Here is a 20,786-nt window from a genome sequence, read left to right as displayed (position 1 = left end):
CCCAGGTTATCGAACAGAACATGAACGGTATCGATAACCTGATGTACATGTCCTCAAACAGTGACTCAACCGGTACAGTACAGATCACCCTGACCTTCGAGTCAGGTACCGATGCTGACATCGCACAGGTTCAGGTGCAGAACAAACTGCAGCTGGCAATGCCGCTGCTGCCGCAGGAAGTACAACAGCAGGGCGTGAGCGTCGAGAAATCGTCCAGTAGCTTCCTGATGGTTGTTGGCGTTATCAACACCAACGGCACCATGACGCAGGAGGATATTTCCGACTACGTGGGCGCCAACATGAAGGATGCCATCAGCCGTACTTCCGGTGTGGGTGACGTTCAGCTGTTCGGTTCTCAGTACGCGATGCGTATCTGGATGGATCCGAACAAACTGAACAACTTCCAGCTGACGCCGGTTGACGTGATTAACGCGATTAAAGCGCAGAACGCCCAGGTGGCAGCCGGTCAGTTAGGCGGTACACCACCTGTGAAAGGCCAGCAGCTTAACGCGTCCATTATCGCGCAAACCCGTCTGACCTCCGCCGATGAGTTCAGCAAAATCCTGCTGAAAGTGAATCAGGACGGTTCGCAGGTTCGCCTGCGCGACGTAGCGAAAGTGGAGCTGGGTGGCGAAAACTACGACATCATTGCGAAGTTTAACGGTAAACCGGCTTCCGGTCTGGGTATTAAACTGGCGACCGGCGCTAACGCCCTGGACACCGCCACGGCGATCCGCGCAGAGCTGAAGAAGATGGAACCGTTCTTCCCGTCAGGTCTGAAAATCGTCTACCCGTACGACACGACGCCGTTCGTAAAAATTTCGATTCATGAAGTGGTTAAAACGCTGGTAGAAGCGATTATCCTGGTCTTCCTGGTGATGTATCTGTTCCTGCAAAACTTCCGCGCGACGCTGATCCCAACCATCGCCGTGCCGGTCGTTCTGCTGGGGACCTTTGCCATCCTTGCGGCCTTTGGATTCTCGATAAATACCCTGACGATGTTCGGGATGGTGCTTGCCATCGGCCTGTTGGTGGATGACGCCATCGTGGTGGTAGAGAACGTCGAGCGTGTCATGGCGGAAGAGGGTTTACCGCCGAAGGAAGCAACCCGTAAATCCATGGGCCAGATCCAGGGCGCGCTGGTCGGTATCGCGATGGTACTGTCGGCGGTATTTATCCCGATGGCCTTCTTCGGCGGCTCTACCGGTGCGATTTACCGCCAGTTCTCGATTACCATCGTTTCCGCGATGGCGCTGTCGGTGCTGGTCGCATTGATCCTGACGCCTGCGCTGTGTGCCACCATGCTGAAGCCCATTCAGAAAGGCGGTCATGGCGAGCATAAAGGGTTCTTCGGCTGGTTTAACCGCATGTTTGACAAGAGCACGCACCACTACACCGACAGCGTGGGCAACATCCTGCGTAGCACCGGTCGTTATCTGCTGCTCTATATCATCATTGTCGTCGGCATGGCCTATCTGTTCGTTCGTCTGCCAAGCTCGTTCCTGCCTGATGAAGACCAGGGCGTGTTCCTGACGATGGCGCAGCTTCCGGCGGGTGCATCGCAGGAGCGTACCCAGAAAGTGCTGGATGAAGTGACGGACTACTACCTCACCAAAGAGAAAGCGAACGTTGAGTCCGTGTTTGCGGTTAACGGCTTTGGCTTTGCGGGTCGTGGTCAGAACACCGGTATCGCCTTCGTCTCTCTGAAAGACTGGGCGGATCGTCCGGGCGAAGAGAACAAAGTTGAGGCCATCACTGGCCGTGCAATGGGGACCTTCTCGCAGATTAAGGATGCGATGGTCTTCGCCTTTAACCTGCCAGCGATTGTTGAACTGGGTACCGCGACCGGTTTCGACTTCCAGCTGATCGACCAGGGCGGTCTGGGTCACGAAAAACTGACGCAGGCACGTAACCAACTGTTCGGCGAGGTGGCGAAACACCCTGACCTACTGGTTGGCGTGCGTCCAAACGGTCTGGAAGATACGCCGCAGTACAAGATCGATATCGACCAGGAGAAAGCACAGGCGCTGGGCGTGTCCATCAGCGACATCAATACCACACTGGGCGCGGCCTGGGGCGGTAGTTACGTGAACGACTTCATCGACCGTGGTCGTGTGAAGAAAGTGTACGTGATGTCAGAGGCGCAGTACCGTATGTTGCCGAACGATATTAATAACTGGTACGTTCGCGGCAGCAATGGTCAGATGGTTCCGTTCGCGGCGTTCTCAACGTCACGCTGGGAATATGGTTCACCACGTCTGGAACGTTACAACGGTCTGCCATCAATGGAGATCCTGGGTCAGGCCGCACCAGGCCGAAGCACCGGTGAAGCCATGAACCTGATGGAAGAGCTGGCGAGCAAATTGCCTTCGGGCATCGGCTATGACTGGACCGGTATGTCCTATCAGGAACGTCTGTCCGGTAACCAGGCCCCTGCCCTGTATGCCATTTCTTTGATTGTGGTATTCCTGTGTCTGGCGGCACTGTATGAGAGCTGGTCGATTCCGTTCTCCGTTATGCTGGTGGTTCCACTCGGGGTTATCGGTGCACTGCTGGCGGCGACGTTCCGTGGATTGACCAACGACGTGTACTTCCAGGTAGGCCTGCTGACAACCATTGGCTTGTCGGCGAAGAACGCGATACTTATCGTTGAATTCGCCAAAGACCTGATGGAGAAAGAAGGTAAAGGGCTTATCGAGGCGACGCTTGAAGCGGTACGTATGCGTCTGCGTCCTATTCTGATGACGTCACTGGCGTTTATCCTCGGCGTACTGCCGCTGGTTATCAGCTCTGGCGCGGGCTCCGGTGCGCAGAACGCGGTCGGTACTGGCGTGATGGGCGGTATGATCACCGCGACCGTGCTGGCTATCTTCTTCGTTCCGGTGTTCTTCGTGGTGGTTCGCCGCCGCTTCAGCCGCAAAAATGAAGATGTTGAGCACAGTCATTCGGTAGAACCGCACTGATACCGGTTTCACATCATAAAAAGGCCGCATTAGCGGCCTTTTTCATTTTAAGAAAAAATCATAAAATACGCTTATTGTGGTTTTATTTATTTTCTGCCAGCGTAACAGGACATATCATAAATAACGGATAACGTAATCCGAGAATACAGGATTTTTTTAAATTCATTTCTTCGGTCAGAGGGTTAGGAATATTCCTAATTAAAAGTTCGGAAAAACAGAACTCCGGATTTGAACTTTTTCTTCAGGCGCAAACCTAAGCTAATGAAACGTAAGGAAGCTAACAAAACAAGCGTTAATCTGGATAAAAATGTTCCGTTCCGGATGAACATTTGCGTAGAGTCTCGCAGCCTGCGGTTTTATTTGTAATTTTTCGTAATAGCGCGGTGAAATCCAGACAGGAGTGGCTTATAGTTAGGTTATCAGGAACACAGCACTCATGTAGCTAAGTCAGTTGTATCCATCCCGACAATGATGTTCGGTGAGTAATAAATCACTCAGAAGGGGATGCGCTATGGACGAGTACTCGCCAAAACGGCATGATATCGCGCAGTTGAAATTTCTCTGCGAATCCTTGTACCATGACTGCCTTGCCAATCTTGATGAAAGTAACCATGGCTGGGTAAACGATCCAACGTCTGCCATCAATTTACAGTTGAACGAGCTTATCGAGCATATCGCTACCTTCGCACTTAATTATAAAATTAAGTACAATGAAGATAATAAGCTCATTGAGCAAATCGATGAATACCTGGACGACACCTTTATGTTGTTCAGTAGTTACGGCATTAACGCTCAGGATTTGCAAAAATGGCGCAAATCGGGAAACCGACTATTCCGCTGTTTCGTCAACGTGAGCAGAGCTAACCCCGTTAGCCTTTCCTGTTAAAATTATTACAATTACTAAGGTGAATTTATGTCTGAAAAACCACTCACAAAGGTCGATTATTTGATGCGCTTACGTCGTTGTCAGTCAATTGACACCCTCGAACGTGTCATTGAAAAGAATAAATACGAGCTTTCTGATAATGAACTGGCGGTATTTTATTCAGCTGCTGACCATCGCCTCGCTGAGCTAACGATGAATAAGTTATATGACAAAATCCCCACATCCGTGTGGAAATTTGTTCGTTGATCTTTGAAGTGTGTCTGTAGAGTTTCTACGCCACGTTCTAAGCTGTATTTACCTGTCCCGTTATGCTCCCTGTGCGAAAGCCAGGTCTCCGTGTTAAACGCGCTCATCAGCAACAATGTTGTGACTCTGCTCACATCGGCTTTTCGGGAACGTTCCCCTCCTGGCCAGTTGCGATTACCCTTCAGGAATCACATCCAGAGAGGTTTACGATGAGCATTGAAAAACAGAAGATGATTTCAGGTGAACATTACCGCCCGGGTGATGAGACACTACGCGCCGACAGACTGCGGGCACGCCATCTCATCCATCGCTATAACCACACTGCGCCTGATGAAAAAACAGAACGCCAGACCATTCTGGCGGAACTGCTGGGGCAAAGTGAAGGGGCTTATATTGAGCCGAGTTTCCGCTGTGACTATGGATATAACATTTATCTGGGCAAAAACTTTTACGCGAACTTCGATTGCGTGATGCTGGATGTGTGTCCTGTTCATATTGGCGATAACTGTATGCTCGCGCCGGGTGTTCATATTTATACAGCAACCCATCCCCTGGATGCGGAGGAACGTAATAGCGGCGTCGAGTTTGGTAAGCCCGTCACTATTGGCAATAATGTCTGGATTGGCGGACGGGCGGTCATTAACCCAGGCGTTACCCTGGGTGACAACGTGGTCGTCGCTTCCGGTGCCGTCGTGACGAAAGACGTCCCGTCTAATGTCGTCGTTGGGGGTAACCCGGCGAAGATCATCAAAACGCTGTAAGATCCCGGGGGAGTCAACTGTTATGGTCTTTTAGCGCCTGACTGTTACTTTTTTCAGCGGGATGGCTCTCCTAAAATTGGCAGACACCCTGTATTGTCTACACGCATAAAGGCAAAAAATGACCGAGATACAGCGCCTGCTTACCGCCACCATCGACGATCTTAACCTCCGCGAAAAGCGCGATAATCGCCCGCGCTTTAGCATCAGCTTTATCCGCAAACATCCCGGACTGTTTGTCGCAATGTATGCCGCCTGGCTGGCAACGCTTATTGTGATGCTGAAGTCCGAGACGCTGGTGGACTCCGTCTGGCTACTGGTTGTGTTATTTGTCGTCTTTAACGCTTTTTTCTTTTTCGACGTGAATCCCCGCTACCGTTATGAAGATATCGACGTGCTCGATTTCCGGGTCTGCTACAACGGTGAATGGTACAACACGCGTTTCGTGCCTGCGGAGCTTATCGAGAGCATCATGCACTCTCCGGCCGTTGAAACCGTGCAAAAAGAGAAGCTGCAAAAAATGGTTTCCACCAAAGGTCAGCTCTCTTTCTATGATGTCTTTACTCTTTCCCGCCCTGCTGCTGCGTAATTAACGCCTGCAGGCGTCGGATACCCGGCACAAACTGCGAAGCAGAGGTATTGCCATAACCTAAAACCAGACCGGTTTGCCCCTGCTTCGCCTCCAGGTAGTACCCGCTCAGCGCAGCGGGTGCCAGCTGAAATGCCCTCGCCTTCTCCACCAGCCTCTGGTCATCAATACCGTTAATCGTCACCGTCAGGTGCATCCCGCCCTCTCCGGCAAGAATACGGTGAGGGGTGTGAAGCGCTGTGCTCAGCGCCTCGCGCAGCTGGCGGTAACGTTTATGATAAAGCCGCCGCATGGCAGCAAGATGACGGGCATAGTGACCTTCTTCAATGAACAGCGCGAGGGTGCGCTGCTCCGCACGATGCCCGCCGCGCAGCAGCGAGCCAATGGCAGCGCGCGACGCCTTCGCCAGTGCGGGCGGCAGCACCATAAACCCCATTCTGAGTGACGGAAACAACGTTTTGCTGAAGGTTCCGAGATACACAACAGGGGCGTTATTCACCATTCCCAGCATGGCCGGTACGGGCTCACCGGCATAACGGAACTCGCTGTCGTAATCATCTTCAATGATCCATGCGTTGTGCTGTCGGGCCAGCTCCAGCAACGCCAGCCGCCGCCGCGCGCTGAGCACGCTTCCGCAAGGGAACTGATGCGAGGGCGAAGTGAAAATCAGCGTGGGGGAAGGCGCACGCAGCCCTTCCCAGCACATTCCCTCATCATCCACCGGCATTCCCGTCATTGTCAGGCCGGTTTTGACAAAGGCACTTTTGGCCCCGGCATAGCCGGGGTTTTCCACCCAGGCAACATCGCCAGGTTCGCTCAATAGCATCGTGCACAGATTAACCCCTTCAAGCGCCCCTTCGGTTATCACTATCTGGCTGGCGTCGCAGTCAATGCCCCGGGAGAGCGCGAGGTGGCGAGCAATCGCCGCACGAAGCGACGGCTCTCCGGCCGGATCGCCATACCCTAGCAGAGCACTCCCCTCCTCGCGCAGGACGCGATCGTACAATCGCCGCCACAGCGGCAAAGGGAAATAGTTGATGGCGGGCGTTCCCGGCGTAAATGCCATGACCGGAGTATCACGCTGCACCGGCGCAGGCAGATGAGTGACCCGTTTTGCCAGCACAACCTCAGGCGCCGGCAATGTCCGGACGCGTGCGCGATGCGCAAATTGAGCAACCTTTGTCCCCTGCCGGTTACGCAGCAAATAGCCTTCAAGCGTGAGCTGATCCAGCGCCGCGTTAACGGTGTTCCGGGAAACCGCAAGCTGCTGCGCCAGCGTGCGCGAGCCGGATAGCTGGCTACCAGACTGAAGTTTCCCGCTGAGGATGGCCTCTCGCAAAGCCAGATAGAGCGCTCGCTGGAGTGTCTCGTCCCCACGCTTTTTCAGTGCAGCATGGAGCAAAGTATAAAATTCATCACCCGGTATATTCATCTCATCTCCTTGTGGTACCAACAAAACATAGCCGAGTGGTGCTTTTTAAGGAACCAGCAATTCACTAGTCTGAAGCTCTTTTCAACGTCACGGAAATGAAGATGAAGACATTCAATGAGTTTGGACAACCCGTGGGCGACGCCCTTATCGACTGGCAGCCTCGACCACATCCGTCCCGGGTGGTGCTGCAGGGGCGTTTTTGTCGGCTTGAACCGCTGCGCGTGGTGCATGCCGAGGCGCTCTTCTCCGCCTATTCCCTGGCCGAAGACACCCGTAGCTGGACGTGGCTGCTGCGCGAACCTGATGCCACGGCCGCCGAGTATGCCGAATGGGTGGCGAGCGTGAGTGATTTATCTGACCCGATGCACTTTGCCGTCATTGATAATCAGACCCAGTCTCCGGTCGGAACGCTGGCCCTGATGCGGATCGATCCGAAAAACGGCGTCGTGGAGGTAGGTCACGTTCATTTCTCACCCCTGTTGAGCCGCACGCCAATGTCGACAGAAGCGCAATACCTGCTGATGCGGTACGTGTTTGATACCCTGGGCTATCGGCGATACGAATGGAAGTGCAACAGCCTTAACGCGCCTTCACGCAAAGCCGCACTGCGCCTGGGTTTTCAGTTTGAAGGGCGGTTTCGCCAGGCGCTGGTCATAAAAGGCCGTAACCGGGATACCGACTGGTTTTCGATTCTCGACAAAGAGTGGCCGGCGCTGGCGAGCGCCTTTGAAGGCTGGCTTGCCACCGACAATTTTACCGCCGATGGCAAACAGAAAAGATCCCTGGAAAGCTGGCGAGAAATACGCGCCTAGCGTCTTTTCTTACGCCCCTGAACCGCCTTAAAGCGCGGATTGGATTTGCAAATCACGTATAAGCGTCCCTTGCGTTTGACTATCTGGCAATCCGGGTGACGCTGTTTCGCACTGCGCAATGAGTTAAGCACCTGCATCATTACCCCCGCTTCGCATTAAGAAAACCGCCAAAACGCTTACGGAAGCGCGCCGCGCTGCCATCCGTGGAGAACGTTTTTTGCTTACCGGTATAAAACGGGTGCGATTTCGAAGAAACCTCGATGGTGATGTATGGATACGTTTCACCGTCGAGTTCAATTTCGCGGTCAGTTTTAATGGTTGAGCCGACTTTAAAGTATTCATTGGCACTGGTGTCGTGGAATACCACAGTGCGATACGCTGGATGGATATCGGGTTTCATCATCAATCTCTCATGTTTTGTTATAACATAACAAAATAATATCCAGCCCTTGTTGAAAAAACAACCCCCCTTTTGCCACTGATATTTTACAGGTTTACCTGAGATAAAATAAAAACCAGGCCGCCCACGTGCTATAACTGTATCATTTCGCGGTAAAATCTTTCTCTTCAGGCAGGGAACTCAGCGTCCGGATTTCGACATATGAGAAAGGAAACGACAGCATGAATACCCGACATCTGGTCAGTCTGGTGACTGGCATACTTATCTTTTCTGTGCTGGTTCCCATTTGCCTGAGCATCTGGCTGGCGCATCGCCAGGCGGAAGAGAAATTTGTCGATGCGCTGGATAACTATGCTTTTCGTGTGCTGATACGAACCGACAGGGTCCTGGCTCAGGCAAAAGATGCGCTTAATCATCTGCAAACGTATGACGGCGTGCCGTGCAGCCCTTCGCATTTAAAAGAGATGCGCCGGGCCGCGTTTTCCTGGCGATATGTCCAGGAAGCGGTCTATACTGACAACCTGAAACCACGCTGCTCCTCGCTGGAGCAATCCAGCCATGCCTCCCCCTTCCCCCCACCAACGCGCATTACCCGGGATGGTTACAGCGCATGGCTGACCGCGCAAAACGATCTTGGATTTCACCGCTACATGGTTGTGCTGGGCAAAGGCCACTACCTTGTCATGATCGATCCTGACTCGCTGGTGGATGTGATCCCTTTCGGGGAAATAGCCATCGACGCCGCCCTGGTCGGAACCGCAACACACCGCATTTTTGCCAGCACTAATCCACTCGCGCCGCATATCCGCGAGATGATTCAGGAACGAGAGGGAGACCGCGTCCAGTACAACGGTTCCATGTACGTGATGAAGCCTGTCCCTGAGTTGGGCTTTACCGTCGTGACCTGGGCTCCGCTCAAACCTTTGGCTGATACCTGGCACAGGCAACTCCTTTTCTGGTTACCGTTTGGCATGTTGATAAGCTTGCTCGCCGCACTGTTTGTCTTGCGGATACTGCGTCGCATCCAGTCGCCCCGCAATCGCCTGCTTGACGCCATTAACAGCCGGGATTTTGTGGTTCACTATCAGCCCATCGTGGCGCTCTGTAGCGGGAAAGTGGTAGGGGCAGAGGCGCTGGCGCGCTGGCCTCAGCCAGATGGCAGCAGCCTCTCGCCGGATATTTTTGTTCCCCTTGCTGAACAAACCGGGCTCATCTCGCAGCTCACGCAGTTAGTCATTGAAAAAGTGTTTGAAGATATGGGCCACTGGTTGCAACACCACCCCGATCAGCATATCTCCATTAATCTCGCCCCTGCCGATTTGACCTCCGGCAAACTGCCACCGTTGCTGAGTCAGTTAATGAATAAATGGCAAATTCATCCCCGACAAATCGCTCTTGAGCTCACCGAACGCGGTTTTGCCGACCCTAAAATCAGCGCCCCGGCTATCGCCGCGCTACGTCATTCCGGTCACCCTGTCTATATTGATGACTTTGGCACGGGCTACTCCAGCCTGAGCTATTTGCAGGATCTGGACGTGGATACGCTCAAAATTGATAAATCGTTCGTGGATGCGCTGGAGTACAAAAACGTCACGCCGCACATTATTGAAATGGCGAAATCGCTGAAGCTGGCGATGGTGGCGGAGGGTGTCGAGACCGAAGGGCAGCTCGCGTGGCTGCACCGTCATGGGGTGCAGTATGGGCAGGGGTGGTTCTACAGTAAGGCGCTGCCAAAGACGGAATTTATTCTGTGGGCAGAAAATAACCTCGGGAAGTATTCTGACTAAGCCCCGCGGACACAAAATATGGCCGCGGGACTGCCCGTCAGACCGCCTTCTGACGCCAGCTGAAGCGATAACGAAGCTGGCGCGTCTGCAGGAGAAATTCCGGCGAGACGCTGGGGCTCCAGGAGTCATCGCCGCCCACGCCCATGTGGAACGCGTCGAGGTTGAGCCAACACCCCGGCTCTTCACGTAACAGGTGGTGATGGGTTGTCTCGCGCAACTGCTGCTGGCTGTAGCGGCTTATTGAGAAGTGGAACTGACCATTCAGCAGATGCGTTCCTGCCACAAGTTCGCGGGTATCGCAGCGCAAACCATTTTCCGTCGGGAAGATATACGGCGTGTGCATCGCCTCCAGGGGCAATGTCCAGCGCCCCTGCTGTGCCGCCAGCTTTCTGTCCGGGTAATTTTCGTGCGGCCCCAGCCCCAGCCAGTGAACGTTTTCCGGCGCTTCGGCGAGATGAACGCTCAGGCCAATCCGCGCGGGTTCCGGGATATCAGACGCCATATCGACCTGAATATCACCATGCAGAACGCCCTGCTCGTCCACCCGCCAGGTTTTACGGCTCAGGAACAGCGCTTTGCCCTGGTACTCCCAGACATGCAGGGTATTGACCACCACCTCGCGAGCATGCTGCTCTGCATCACAGGACAGTACGCGGGAGGTGAGATCGTACATACCCGCTGCTTTCCAGCGTTCAACCCACGCGTTCGGATCGATTTTCGTCGCTTCGCTCACGCCAATGTCATTATCCAACGGCGCGCGGCTGAAGCTATCCGTCACGGGTGAAATCAACAGTGCCACGCCATCTCGCCACCATTGGGTCAGGTTTCCGGAAGTGCAATCGAACTGCCAGCGCTGCTGCTGATGCGTTATCTCCAGCATGAGGTCATGTTGCGTCAACACGGGAGGTTCGCCCGCAGACACTGTCGGCGCAATAAAGAGAGGAACCGGGAGCGGCCACTGCTCCCACGCGCAGCGATGGCCAGCCGGTGACCACGGCGTTGCCCGCGGCTGGCGAACCTCAACATTCAGCCAAACCTCTCCCGGCCCGGCCTTCGGCGCAGGCAGATCGAGCTCCAGACGCTGGGTGCCCTCGGGAGCCATCGCGAGCGTGACCTCGCCCGCGGCCAGCACCTCTCCATCACGTGCAATCGTCCAGCTCAGCACCTCGTTATCGGTGTGGCGGAACAGGTAGCCGCTTTGCACCTCAATCACCAGCGGAGCAGTGCTCACCAGCGTAAAGGTAAAAAACTGCTGGGCGCGCTGCGCTTCGTACAGCGCCGGATGCGGGGTTCGGTCGGGGAATACCAGACCATTGAGGCAGAACTGCCGATCGTTCGGCTTATCGCCAAAGTCTCCGCCGTACGCCCAGAACGCGTTACCCTTTTCGTCTTGCTTCGTCAGGGCCTGATCGACCCAGTCCCAGACAAACCCGCCCTGCAGGCGAGGATGATTGCGAAACGCCTGCCAGTATTTCGCAAACCCACCAAAGCTGTTGCCCATCGCGTGGGCGTATTCGCAGAGGATCAGCGGACGCGTTTCATCCGGCATGCCGATCCATTTCTTGATTGACCATTTAGGTACTGCCGGGAAAGGCTGATCCTGATCGACCCGGGCGTACATCGGGCAGACAATATCGGTCGCTGCCGTATTCGCCCCGCCGCCTTCATACTGCACCGGGCGCGTCGGGTCGGTGGTTTTCAGCCAGCGGTACAGCGCATCGTGGTTCGCACCGTGGCCGGATTCATTGCCCAGCGACCAGATAATAATCGAAGGATGATTTCGGTCGCGCTGCACCATGCGGGTCACGCGCTCGCTCATGGCAGGTAGCCAGCGCGGATCGTCAGCGAGGCGGCTCATCGGCACCATACCGTGCGTTTCGATATTCGCTTCGTCAACGACGTACAGCCCATAACGATCGCAAAGCCGGTACCACAGCGGATGATTAGGATAGTGCGAGCAGCGCACGGCGTTGAAGTTGTGCTGCTTCATGATTTCGATATCGCGACGCATAGTTGCTTCATCCATCACCTGGCCGTTTTCAGGGTGGTGCTCATGTCGGTTAACGCCGCGGATCAGCAGCGGTTTACCGTTGAGCTTGAGCAGGCCATTGCTGACGTCAACGCGGCGGAAGCCAACGTCGCATGCCTCGACCTCGACCACCTCACCCTGCGGGTTGAGAAGCGCAATCGTCAGGCGATACAGTTCCGGCGTTTCAGCACTCCACAGCGCAGGGTGCTCGACGGGGATCGCCACCGTTAACCGCTCAGCCCAGCCGCCGCGCTCGTCCACAATGGCAGAGCCTGGCCGCTGGGTCGCGCTGGCACAGCGTTCACCGTTGCGCCACAGCGTTATCGTGACATCGCACTCCGCGTAGCGAGCGCCTGTCAGCGCGACCGCCACTTTCAGCACCGCGCGGTCAAGCTCAGCGTTCAGGTCCGTCAACACATGGTAATCGGCGATCTGCGTTTCGGGTTTATGCAGCAAAGTGACGTCGCGGAAAATGCCGCTCATCCGCCACATGTCCTGGTCTTCAAGATAACTGCCGTCGCACCAGCGCAGTACCATGACCGCCAGGCGGTTCTCCCCGGCGCGCAGCGCCGCCGAGAGATCGAATTCGGCGGGCAAGCGGCTGTCCTGGGAATAGCCTATCCACTGTCCGTTGCACCAAAGATGAAACGCCGAGTTCACGCCGTCAAAGATAATGCGGGTTTGCCCGCCGTGGAGCCAGGCGTCATCCACCTCAAATGTGAGCGAGTAACATCCGGTTGGGTTCTCTTGCGGAACAAAAGGCGGCGTGACGGGAATGGGATAGGTGACGTTGGTGTAGATGGGCGTGTCAAATCCCTGCATCTGCCAGTTAGACGGCACGGGCATCGCAACGGCGTCCGCGCAATCTTCCGTTACCCATGCCTCCGGGACTTGCTCGGGTGCAGGAAAATAATTAAACCGCCACGCCCCGTTAAGAGAACGTCTGCTGACTGACTCCTCGTCGTTCAGGGCCGAGGATTCATGGCGCCAGCTGTGTAACGGCGCATGAGCCGACAGCCGGTTCCACTGGGTAACGCCGGGGTTTTCCCAGTCCCGTCGGGCCAGAATGGCACCGAGCGTCGGTGATAAAGTGTTGGGCATACTAACCTCTTTGCGAAGCGCTCACAATTTTGGTTAACATGCCCTGGCACTGAGCGAGGGTAAAGCATTCCATCGCGGAGCAGCGAGTCAGATCACAAAGTTTTATTTACGCGCAAGCTGCTCTGCCAGGAGAACCAGGCGTCTGAGCTGCTCCGCCAGATCCTCTTGTTCGGCCTGCTGCGGATGGCGGCGCGCGGTGGAGTGACGGATCACCAGCGTAACCGGCAGCTGAACCTGCCAGCACGCATCGCCCTGGAGGGGGTCCAGCAGCCACGTCACGCTGCGTTCGCCCGCCTGGCGAAACGCCTGGCGAACGGTCGTCAGCGGCGGCGAAAACCAGGCACTGTCGGCCGTATCGTCAAACCCGACTACCGATAGCTGGCCAGGGATCGCTACCCCTTTTTCCGCGCAGGCGCGCATCACCCCAAGCGCCATTTGATCGTTCGCCACCAGAATCGCCTCCGGTAATACCGTACCCGACAGCAGCATATGCCCTTTTTCATAACCGCTGGCCGCGCTCCAGTCACCGTATTCCACGGCAACCGCGTCAAGGCCGGCCTGTGCCAGCGTCGCTTGCCATCCGGCCAGACGCGCACGCGCAGAGACCGAGCTTTCCGGTCCGCTCAACAAAGCAATATGCTGATGCCCCAGCGAAAGCAGATGCTCAACGCCCAGACGCGCCCCCTCCTCTGCGTTAAACACGAGGCTGTTTACCTGCGCTGAGGGCGATACATCCAGAAACAGCACCGGAACGGGCGATGCCAGCGCCCTGAGCTGTTCGGCGTGAGGATCGTCAAGCGGCACATTGACCAGCAGTGCTTCCACCCGCTGCGCCAGCAACGCCTGAAGCGCGGCCTGACACTGGTGCGGTTGCTCTACCATGGAAATGAGGACACTCGCCCCCTGTTCCGCTGCCCGGGATTTTACCGCCGAGACGATTTGTGAAGGCGCGTGCAGCGCCAGATCGGTCGTAATAAGACCCAGCGTACGGGTGCGTTTACCCGCCAGCTGTTGTGCCCGCAGGTTAGGCACATAGTGCAGTTCCGCCATTGCCTGCTGCACCTTTTCCCGCGTGCGGGCAGAGACATGCTCCGCGTCGTTAATCACGCGGGAAACGGTCTGATAAGAAACCCCCGCAAGGGAGGCGACATCATAAAGAGTGATTGCTTTCATGCATTCTGGCATCGCGATAGTCGAAGCGACTATTCTGCCACAGCGATGCCGTTAAAACATGTGAGCGCTTCGCAAATTAAACAACCCGTTCCGGCTGAGGAACGTTCTCATTGCGCGACTTCTGGCGGAACCAGGGCATACAGAGCTGAATAAGCGGACCAATGGTCAGGGCATACAGTACGGTTCCTACGCCAAACGTACCGCCAAGCACGCACCCAATCAGCAGGACGGACACTTCGATTGTGGTTCGCACGCTGCGAATGGACCAGCCCAGCCGGGCGTGAATACCTGTCATCAGACCATCGCGCGGGCCGGGCCCGAAACCGGCACCAATGTACATACTGGTGGCAATCGCGTTCATCACAATGCCCGATACCAGGAAAGCGATTCGCACAGGTAACGAACTCAGCTCGGGGATGAGCGCCATGCTGGCGTCTGCCGCCAGACCGATACAAATCACGTTACTGATCGTGCCGAGTCCGGGCATCTGGCTCAGGGGGATCCACAGCAGCAGCACCGCAGCGCCGGTCAAAATGATCACCGTCCCGATACTCATCCCCAGCTGTAGCCCGACGCCAAGGTGAAATACATCCCACGGATCAACCCCCAGATCCGAGCGAATAAACATCGTGGTAGAGAGGCCATACAGACCCAAACCGACATAAAGTTGTAGCAGACGACGTACCATTTTTTATCTTCTCCCGATAACCAGGCTTTCATCCTGACCTAAAATGGCACTATGGTTAATGTCCAGTTTTCAAATAGTGGACTGCATATGTCATCACGCCGCTTTGGAAGTCAGTCTCTGGTACGCCTTTTAGGCCACTGGCAGCAAGCCTCATCACGCACCCCGCTCTGGCGCCAGCTGGCTGACGCGTTGCGTCTGTTAATCCTTGATGGCCGACTGGCATTAAATACGCGACTGCCGGGTGAGCGTGAGCTGGCTACGGCGCTGGACGTGAGCCGGACCACCGTCAGCAGCGCCCTCGCCCATCTGCGCGAGGAGGGATATCTTGAAAGCCGCCACGGCAGCGGGTCGCGCGTGATCCTCCCGGATACGCGCGCCGTTCCTACCCTTTCAGCGGCGAGTGCCGCACTGGATCTCTCCACTGCCGCCCTCAATGCCGGGCCAGAGATCCACCAGGCTTATACCCACGCGCTGACGGCTATTACCCAGCACCTCTCGCTGACGGGCTACGACCAGCTTGGGCTGCCTGCGCTTCGGGAAGCTATAGCGGCACGCTATACCGAACGGGGTCTTCCCACCCGCGCAGACGAAGTCATGGTGGTCAACGGTGCCGTCAGCGGTTTTGCGCTGATATTGCGGATGTTAACCGGGCCGGGAGATCGCGTCGTGGTCGATCACCCTACCTATCCGCTGGCGATTGCCGCCATTCAGGGGGCGCAGTGCCGGCCCGTTGGGGTGTCGCTGCCGGATACAGGCTGGGACACGGATGGTTTTGCCGCCACGCTTGCCCAGACTGCACCGCGCCTGGCTTACCTGATGCCTGATTTTCACAACCCAACCGGGCGTTGTATGGATATCGCCACCCGTCAGGCGATCGCCGATATTGCCGCACAAACCCGCACGACGCTGGTTGTAGATGAAACGATGGTCGATCTCTGGTTTGACTCGCCCCCACCGCCACCGCTGGCATCATTTAACCGGGAGGCAACCGTCATGACATTAGGCTCCGCCGGAAAAAGCTTCTGGGGCGGGCTGCGTCTCGGCTGGATCCGCGCCTCTTCACGTACCATCGCCACCCTCGCCCAGACGCGGGATACGCTTGATCTGGGCTCGCCGCTGCTTGAGCAACTGGCGACGCTGTGGCTTATCAACAATAGCGAACGTTTTCTGCCCGCTCGCCGCAAGATGCTTGCGGAACGGCGCGATCGATGCAATGAACTGCTGCGTGAACATTTTCCCGAGTGGCGATTCCATGAGGCGGAAGGCGGACTTTCTTACTGGATCGAACTTCCCGGCATGCTGGCGACACAGCTTGCCGCGCGGGCAGAAATCATCGGGATTAACCTGGGAACGGGCACACGGTTTGGCTTATCGGGGGCGTTTGACCGCTTTTTGCGCATGCCCTTCTCGCTGGAGCCAGCGGAAATGGAAGCGGCGTTACTGCGGATTAAACCCTTATGGCGTGCATTACATTCAAATGAGCCAGCCATCAAACGCAGTCTGGTTTAAGAATAAAAAGTTTGAAGGGGATCATAAAATAAAAACTGCTGACTGTAATATATGCAGTCAGCAGTTTTCACTGGACAACAATTAATGTTGCGGAGGAATAGGGAAACCTTTCAGCGAAATAACGAAGTTATCACCTTCTTTCTTTATTTTTGCACCGGTATCACACCAGTCAGACGCAATACGAAAGAACTCATCGCTTCCAACATTCCAGCCAAGACGTACATGCTTCACATAGCCTGAGCGCAAGAGATCGCAGGCCTCGTTGTAGTCACTGGCAGTTGACAGTTGTTGTTTCATTTTCTCTTCTTCAGAAGTTTACGTAGTGCTTTGATTTATTTAGGAGTAAAAGGAGAAACACTCTCTTCTTCCGTATGCTGATTATCAATATCTTCTTCCGATACTCCCGCCTCTTCTACTGCTTCAAACGCCAGCAGCAGCAGTTTCTCTGTGGTCACGCTTAAATTCTCGTTATTCACTTCCGCATAGTGGCGAAGCCTTTCTTTTAGCGCGTCGTCAATTTTAACATTTAAAACCGCAGTAGCCATGTTTGTCACTTCCCTTCGGAATAAGTACTTTATGTAATACACGAAGTTAACACTGTTATCCAGATTTATATTTTTTTGAATTTTGGTGTTAAATAGACGTCCAATTATAAAATGCCAGTCTATTATTACAGGTTTATGACAATAATATTTCAGCACGATGAAATATATATTACAGCGTATAGGCGTTATAGTATTGTGGAATAATGACTACAGAGAGAGGTAACGCAGGAAGGTTTGTACGAGGCCGTAAATGGGTGGGGGCCCTGCCAGCTACATCCCGGCACCCACGTCGTCTGCCCTGGCTGCTTCCTTCCGGACCTGACCTGGTGAACAGAGTAGCGTTGCGGGAGAACCAACAGAGCCCCCATTGAGAGCGTTGATAACCAACGCGCTGGCGCATTATCCCTGTGCGAAGACCCAATTGCAAGCGACCCGGAACCGGATGCTGGTTTATTGCGCAAACAGACGCAGCAATCAGGGCAATCTTCGTTTACCATGGCTGTTCAGATGATCCCCGCAGGTGCAGGTATGGACGAACACGACTCCTTTCCCCAGCGCGTATGGCAAATTGTGGCCTCAATCCCGGAAGGCTACGTCACAACCTATGGTGATGTCGCACAGCTGGCCGGTTCACCGCGCGCGGCGCGACAGGTAGGCGGCGTTCTTAAACGGCTGCCGGAAGGAAGCACGCTGCCCTGGCATCGCGTGGTGAATCGTCATGGTGCCATCTCGCTGACCGGACCGGATCTCCAGCGTCAGCGCCAGGCATTACTGTCAGAGGGTGTGCAGGTATCGGGATCGGGACAGATTGATTTGCAAAAGTACCGGTGGGTGTACTAACCCCTCCCCCGAAGGAGAGGGTAATAGCAACAATTACATCTGGGTCGGTGGGGTTGGCAGGGACGGCTGATTGGTCTGTGGAGCAACCGGCACTTCGGTTTGCTGTACGGGAACCAGATTCAGGTCGACTTTAGTCCCACCGTGGTTAATGGCTTCCTGAACCGTATCGGTAATAAAGACCAGCTTATCGTTGATCGTTACCGCGGCACTCAGCAGGATACGAGCATTCGGCTGTACGTCTGACGGGTTATATGGCAGCACGAAGCTAAATGGCGCCTGCTTACCTTCAGTACGAACCGCACGCTGAGCCAGGACTTTCGACGGCGCGTCGGCCAGAGAAGCATCAGACAGCGTTACCGTTAATACCGCATCCGGCGGCAAAGCGACTCTCTGTTTGATCCAGATGGTACCGGAAACATTAGGCTGCTGAATGGATTGCTGTGAAAGGGTATTAATCCCGTTCGGATCGGCTGCAGGTACCGGCACCTGGGCGCTCTTACCGGCACAGGCGGACAACGCCACCGCAATAGCTACACCACTTAGCATAGGCACGAGTTTCATTGAAGTCTCCTTATCATCAATGCACCAGCGGGATCGATCCCATCCGATGTCGTTTCAATCACATAACGTATTCAAGTGTGGCACAGATCACCGATTAATGCCTGAAAACGTGCCGATATTAAGATTATTCTACCCATCGGACCACTTACATTTCTGCGTTATACTCTGCCTATCTTTCGCTACGGCGTTTATTGAGGACAACTATGAGTCAGGCACTGAACAATCTGCTGACATTACTGAATCTGGAAAAAATTGAGGAAGGACTCTTTCGCGGACAGAGTGAAGATTTAGGCTTGCGCCAGGTCTTCGGTGGGCAAGTCGTTGGACAAGCGCTGTACGCGGCAAAGGAGACCGTCCCGGCAGACCGTCTGGTGCATTCGTTCCACAGCTATTTCTTACGCCCTGGCGATAGCGCAAAACCGATTGTGTATGATGTTGAAGTTCTGCGTGACGGTAATAGTTTCAGTGCCCGCCGCGTAGCGGCCATTCAGAACGGTAAGCCCATCTTCTACATGACCGCCTCGTTCCAGGCACCGGAACCGGGATACGAGCATCAGAAAACGATGCCGCCGGCACCGTCGCCAGACACGCTCAAATCAGAGACCGATATCGCCCGTGCGCTGGCGCATTTGCTTCCGCCACAGGTCAAAGAGAAATTTCTGTGCGATAAACCGCTGGAGATCCGCCCCGTCGAGTTCCATAACCCGATGAAGGGTCACACCGCCGAGCCGAAACGTCAGGTCTGGATCCGCGCCAACGGTACCGTGCCGGAAGATTTCCGCGTGCATCAGTATCTGCTCGGGTATGCGTCAGATTTTAACTTTCTGCCGGTGGCGCTGCAGCCGCACGGCGTCGGGTTCCTCGAAAAAGGGATGCAGGTCGCGACCATCGACCACTCCATGTGGTTCCACCGTCCCTTCAACATGAATGAGTGGCTGCTTTACAGCGTGGAGAGTACGTCGGCATCGAGCGCTCGCGGGTTTGTGCGTGGAGAGTTTTATACGCAGGACGGCGTGCTGGTCGCTTCAACGGTGCAGGAAGGGGTAATGCGTAATCGCGGTTAATAACGTGCGGCCTGATGCCCTCACCCTGGCCCTCTCCCACAGGGAGAGGGAATAAACATTAAAAACGGCAATCGAGATTGCCGTTTTGCTGTTGGTTATGCGTTATACGCATTCTCGCCGTGGCTGTTCACATCCAGACCTTCGCGCTCCTGCTCTTCCGGTACGCGCAGACCCACAGTCATGTCCGCCAGCTTGTAGCCAATAAAAGCGACAACGGCAGACCACACCACGGTGATAGCAATACTTTCCAGCTGCACCAGTACCTGATGAACCATAGTGACACCTTCTGCATAGCCCACGCCACCCAGCGATTTCGCGGCGAAGATACCGGTCATGATACAGCCGACGATGCCGCACACACCGTGCACCCCAAATACATCGCAAGGGTCATCAACGCGCAGCACGCGTTTCAGTGCCGTAACGCCCCACAGACCTGCAAGACCTGCAACCAAACCTACCAGCAGCGCACCACCGACACCCACATAACCACAGGCAGGCGTGATACCGACCAGGCCCGCGATTGCGCCAGAACAGGCACCCAGCAGGGAAGGTTTACCGCGCACCGCCCACTCACCGAAGACCCAGGAGAGGATCGCACCGGCTGTGGCCACGACGGTGTTCACGAAGGCCAGCGCGGCGATTTCGTTTGCTGCGCTTGCAGACCCGGCGTTGAAGCCAAACCAGCCAAAGTAGAGGATCGCGGTACCGGTAAAGACCATCGGCAGGTTGTGCGGTTTGAACGCTTCTTTACCGAAGCCCACGCGTTTACCGATCAGGTATGCGCCAACCAGACCCGCTACCGCGGCGTTGATATGTACGACGGTACCGCCCGCGAAGTCCAGCGCGCCGTGCGTTGCCAGCAGACCGCCGCCCCAGACCATGTGCGCAATCGGCACATAGGAGAGCGTCAGCCAGACCACCACAAAGATCAGAACGGCAGAGAAACGTATACGCTCGGCCAGTGCGCCTACAATCAGCCCGACGGTGATGCAGGCGAACGAGCCCTGGAACGCAACGTGAATATACTGGTAGAAACTGCCCATCAGCGCGGTCAGCTCAATATTTTTCAGCATCACCCAGTCAAAGTTACCGAAGAAGGCGTTGCCGGTGCCAAAGGCCAGCGAGTAACCGTAAACCACCCACAGCACGCAGACCAGTGCGAAGGTCACGGCTACCTGGGTCAGCATGGAGAGAACGTTTTTGCCACGGATCAGACCGCCGTAGAACAGGGCAATCCCCGGAATTGACATGAACAGCACCAGCGCGGTGCTGATCATCATAAAGGCGTTATCGGCTTTATCTGCCACCGCAGGGGCAGCCAGCGCGAGGCCCGGCAGCAGTGCCAGCGAACCCAGACCCGTTTTAAGTGTTGCTATCTTCATTTTCTCGATCCCTATCACTGT

Annotated in this window: 20 protein-coding genes and 1 other RNA gene; 10 read left to right on the top strand and 11 right to left on the bottom strand. The window is 55.3% G+C overall.

Annotated features, from left to right (window positions below; translation table 11 throughout):
• The 5 genes from acrB to L977_RS01925 all read left to right on the top strand — a co-directional run.
• Window positions 1-2,963, top strand: a 2,963-nt coding sequence (gene acrB, locus L977_RS01945) for a multidrug efflux RND transporter permease subunit AcrB (RefSeq protein WP_047624501.1), incomplete at its 5' end; no start/stop codon positions are given.
• 511 nt (window positions 2,964-3,474) lie between these two features.
• Window positions 3,475-3,849, top strand: coding sequence for an Hha toxicity modulator TomB (gene tomB / locus L977_RS01940; protein ID WP_008499288.1), 375 nt, complete (start codon window positions 3,475-3,477; stop codon window positions 3,847-3,849).
• A gap of 27 nt (window positions 3,850-3,876) precedes the next feature.
• A complete protein-coding gene (locus tag L977_RS01935) occupies window positions 3,877-4,095 on the top strand; it encodes an HHA domain-containing protein (protein ID WP_014882802.1) in 219 nt (72 codons plus the stop codon).
• A gap of 209 nt (window positions 4,096-4,304) precedes the next feature.
• Window positions 4,305-4,856, top strand: a complete 552-nt coding sequence (gene maa, locus L977_RS01930; RefSeq protein ID WP_014882801.1) for a maltose O-acetyltransferase — start codon at window positions 4,305-4,307, stop codon at window positions 4,854-4,856.
• Window positions 4,857-4,974: 118 nt separating this feature from the next.
• The gene (locus L977_RS01925; protein ID WP_014882800.1) at window positions 4,975-5,442 is read left to right on the top strand and encodes a YlaC family protein; all 468 of its coding nucleotides are present in this window, start codon (window positions 4,975-4,977) and stop codon (window positions 5,440-5,442) included.
• Here L977_RS01925 and pdxR read toward each other — a convergent pair.
• Window positions 5,414-6,874, bottom strand: a complete 1,461-nt coding sequence (gene pdxR / locus L977_RS01920; RefSeq protein WP_047624497.1) for a MocR-like pyridoxine biosynthesis transcription factor PdxR — start codon at window positions 6,872-6,874, stop codon at window positions 5,414-5,416. The two genes, L977_RS01925 and pdxR, sit on opposite strands and share 29 nt — an antisense overlap.
• 101 nt (window positions 6,875-6,975) lie before the next feature.
• On the opposite strand from pdxR, the gene L977_RS01915 reads away from it, so the two are divergent.
• Window positions 6,976-7,686 (top strand): GNAT family N-acetyltransferase, encoded by a 711-nt coding sequence (locus tag L977_RS01915; RefSeq protein WP_032637309.1) that lies wholly within the window; start codon window positions 6,976-6,978, stop codon window positions 7,684-7,686.
• Here the strand turns inward: L977_RS01915 and ykgO are convergent.
• Window positions 7,683-7,823, bottom strand: coding sequence for a type B 50S ribosomal protein L36 (gene ykgO / locus L977_RS23055; protein WP_003859006.1), 141 nt, complete (start codon window positions 7,821-7,823; stop codon window positions 7,683-7,685). The genes L977_RS01915 and ykgO overlap by 4 nt on opposite strands.
• Before the next feature lie 2 nt (window positions 7,824-7,825).
• Window positions 7,826-8,086 carry a type B 50S ribosomal protein L31 gene (locus tag L977_RS01910; protein ID WP_010428154.1) on the bottom strand — a complete coding sequence of 87 codons (261 nt, stop codon included), beginning with the start codon at window positions 8,084-8,086 and terminating at the stop codon, window positions 7,826-7,828.
• A 221-nt stretch (window positions 8,087-8,307) separates the two neighbouring features.
• Between L977_RS01910 and L977_RS01905 the strand changes: the two genes are divergently transcribed.
• Entirely contained in the window at window positions 8,308-9,873 is a 1,566-nt protein-coding gene (locus tag L977_RS01905; RefSeq protein WP_047624495.1) for an EAL domain-containing protein, read from the top strand.
• A gap of 37 nt (window positions 9,874-9,910) precedes the next feature.
• Here L977_RS01905 and L977_RS01900 read toward each other — a convergent pair whose 3' ends face one another.
• From L977_RS01900 to yczE, 3 genes are all read right to left on the bottom strand, one after another.
• Complete coding sequence (locus L977_RS01900) at window positions 9,911-13,003, bottom strand: beta-galactosidase (RefSeq protein ID WP_047624493.1); 3,093 nt, start codon at window positions 13,001-13,003, stop codon at window positions 9,911-9,913.
• A 102-nt stretch (window positions 13,004-13,105) separates the two neighbouring features.
• The gene (locus L977_RS01895; RefSeq protein WP_047624491.1) at window positions 13,106-14,176 is read right to left on the bottom strand and encodes a LacI family DNA-binding transcriptional regulator; all 1,071 of its coding nucleotides are present in this window, start codon (window positions 14,174-14,176) and stop codon (window positions 13,106-13,108) included.
• A 76-nt stretch (window positions 14,177-14,252) separates the two neighbouring features.
• Entirely contained in the window at window positions 14,253-14,864 is a 612-nt protein-coding gene (gene yczE / locus L977_RS01890) for a membrane protein YczE (protein ID WP_047624489.1), read from the bottom strand.
• 87 nt (window positions 14,865-14,951) lie between these two features.
• Between yczE and yczR the strand changes: the two genes are divergently transcribed.
• Complete coding sequence (yczR, locus tag L977_RS01885; protein WP_047624487.1) at window positions 14,952-16,373, top strand: MocR-like transcription factor YczR; 1,422 nt, start codon at window positions 14,952-14,954, stop codon at window positions 16,371-16,373.
• 81 nt (window positions 16,374-16,454) lie between these two features.
• Here yczR and L977_RS01880 read toward each other — a convergent pair whose 3' ends face one another.
• From L977_RS01880 to ffs, 3 genes are all read right to left on the bottom strand, one after another.
• Entirely contained in the window at window positions 16,455-16,670 is a 216-nt protein-coding gene (locus L977_RS01880) for a hypothetical protein (RefSeq protein ID WP_047624485.1), read from the bottom strand.
• Window positions 16,671-16,705: 35 nt separating this feature from the next.
• A complete protein-coding gene (locus L977_RS01875; RefSeq protein WP_052192598.1) occupies window positions 16,706-16,918 on the bottom strand; it encodes a hypothetical protein in 213 nt (70 codons plus the stop codon).
• Between the two features lie 261 nt (window positions 16,919-17,179).
• An RNA gene (ffs, locus tag L977_RS23480) (signal recognition particle sRNA small type) lies at window positions 17,180-17,276 on the bottom strand.
• Window positions 17,277-17,446: 170 nt separating this feature from the next.
• Here ffs and L977_RS01870 point away from each other — a divergent pair.
• On the top strand, window positions 17,447-17,758 hold the full coding sequence (locus L977_RS01870) for an MGMT family protein (RefSeq protein ID WP_014882790.1): 312 nt from the start codon (window positions 17,447-17,449) through the stop codon (window positions 17,756-17,758).
• 33 nt (window positions 17,759-17,791) lie between these two features.
• On the opposite strand, the gene L977_RS01865 is transcribed toward L977_RS01870, so the two are convergent.
• Window positions 17,792-18,319, bottom strand: coding sequence for a YbaY family lipoprotein (locus L977_RS01865; RefSeq protein ID WP_014882789.1), 528 nt, complete (start codon window positions 18,317-18,319; stop codon window positions 17,792-17,794).
• Window positions 18,320-18,522: 203 nt separating this feature from the next.
• Here L977_RS01865 and tesB point away from each other — a divergent pair, with 203 nt between their 5' ends.
• Complete coding sequence (gene tesB / locus L977_RS01860; RefSeq protein WP_014882788.1) at window positions 18,523-19,383, top strand: acyl-CoA thioesterase II; 861 nt, start codon at window positions 18,523-18,525, stop codon at window positions 19,381-19,383.
• 95 nt (window positions 19,384-19,478) lie between these two features.
• On the opposite strand, the gene amtB is transcribed toward tesB, so the two are convergent.
• A complete protein-coding gene (gene amtB, locus L977_RS01855) occupies window positions 19,479-20,765 on the bottom strand; it encodes an ammonium transporter AmtB (protein ID WP_014882787.1) in 1,287 nt (428 codons plus the stop codon).
• Window positions 20,766-20,786: the final 21 nt, after the last annotated feature.

This window comes from Enterobacter sp. ZOR0014 (genome assembly GCF_000798855.1).
In the GTDB taxonomy this organism is placed as follows: domain Bacteria; phylum Pseudomonadota; class Gammaproteobacteria; order Enterobacterales; family Enterobacteriaceae; genus Enterobacter; species Enterobacter kobei.
Note: the sequence above shows the minus strand (reverse complement) of the source record. Positions and strands in the feature narration are given on the sequence as shown.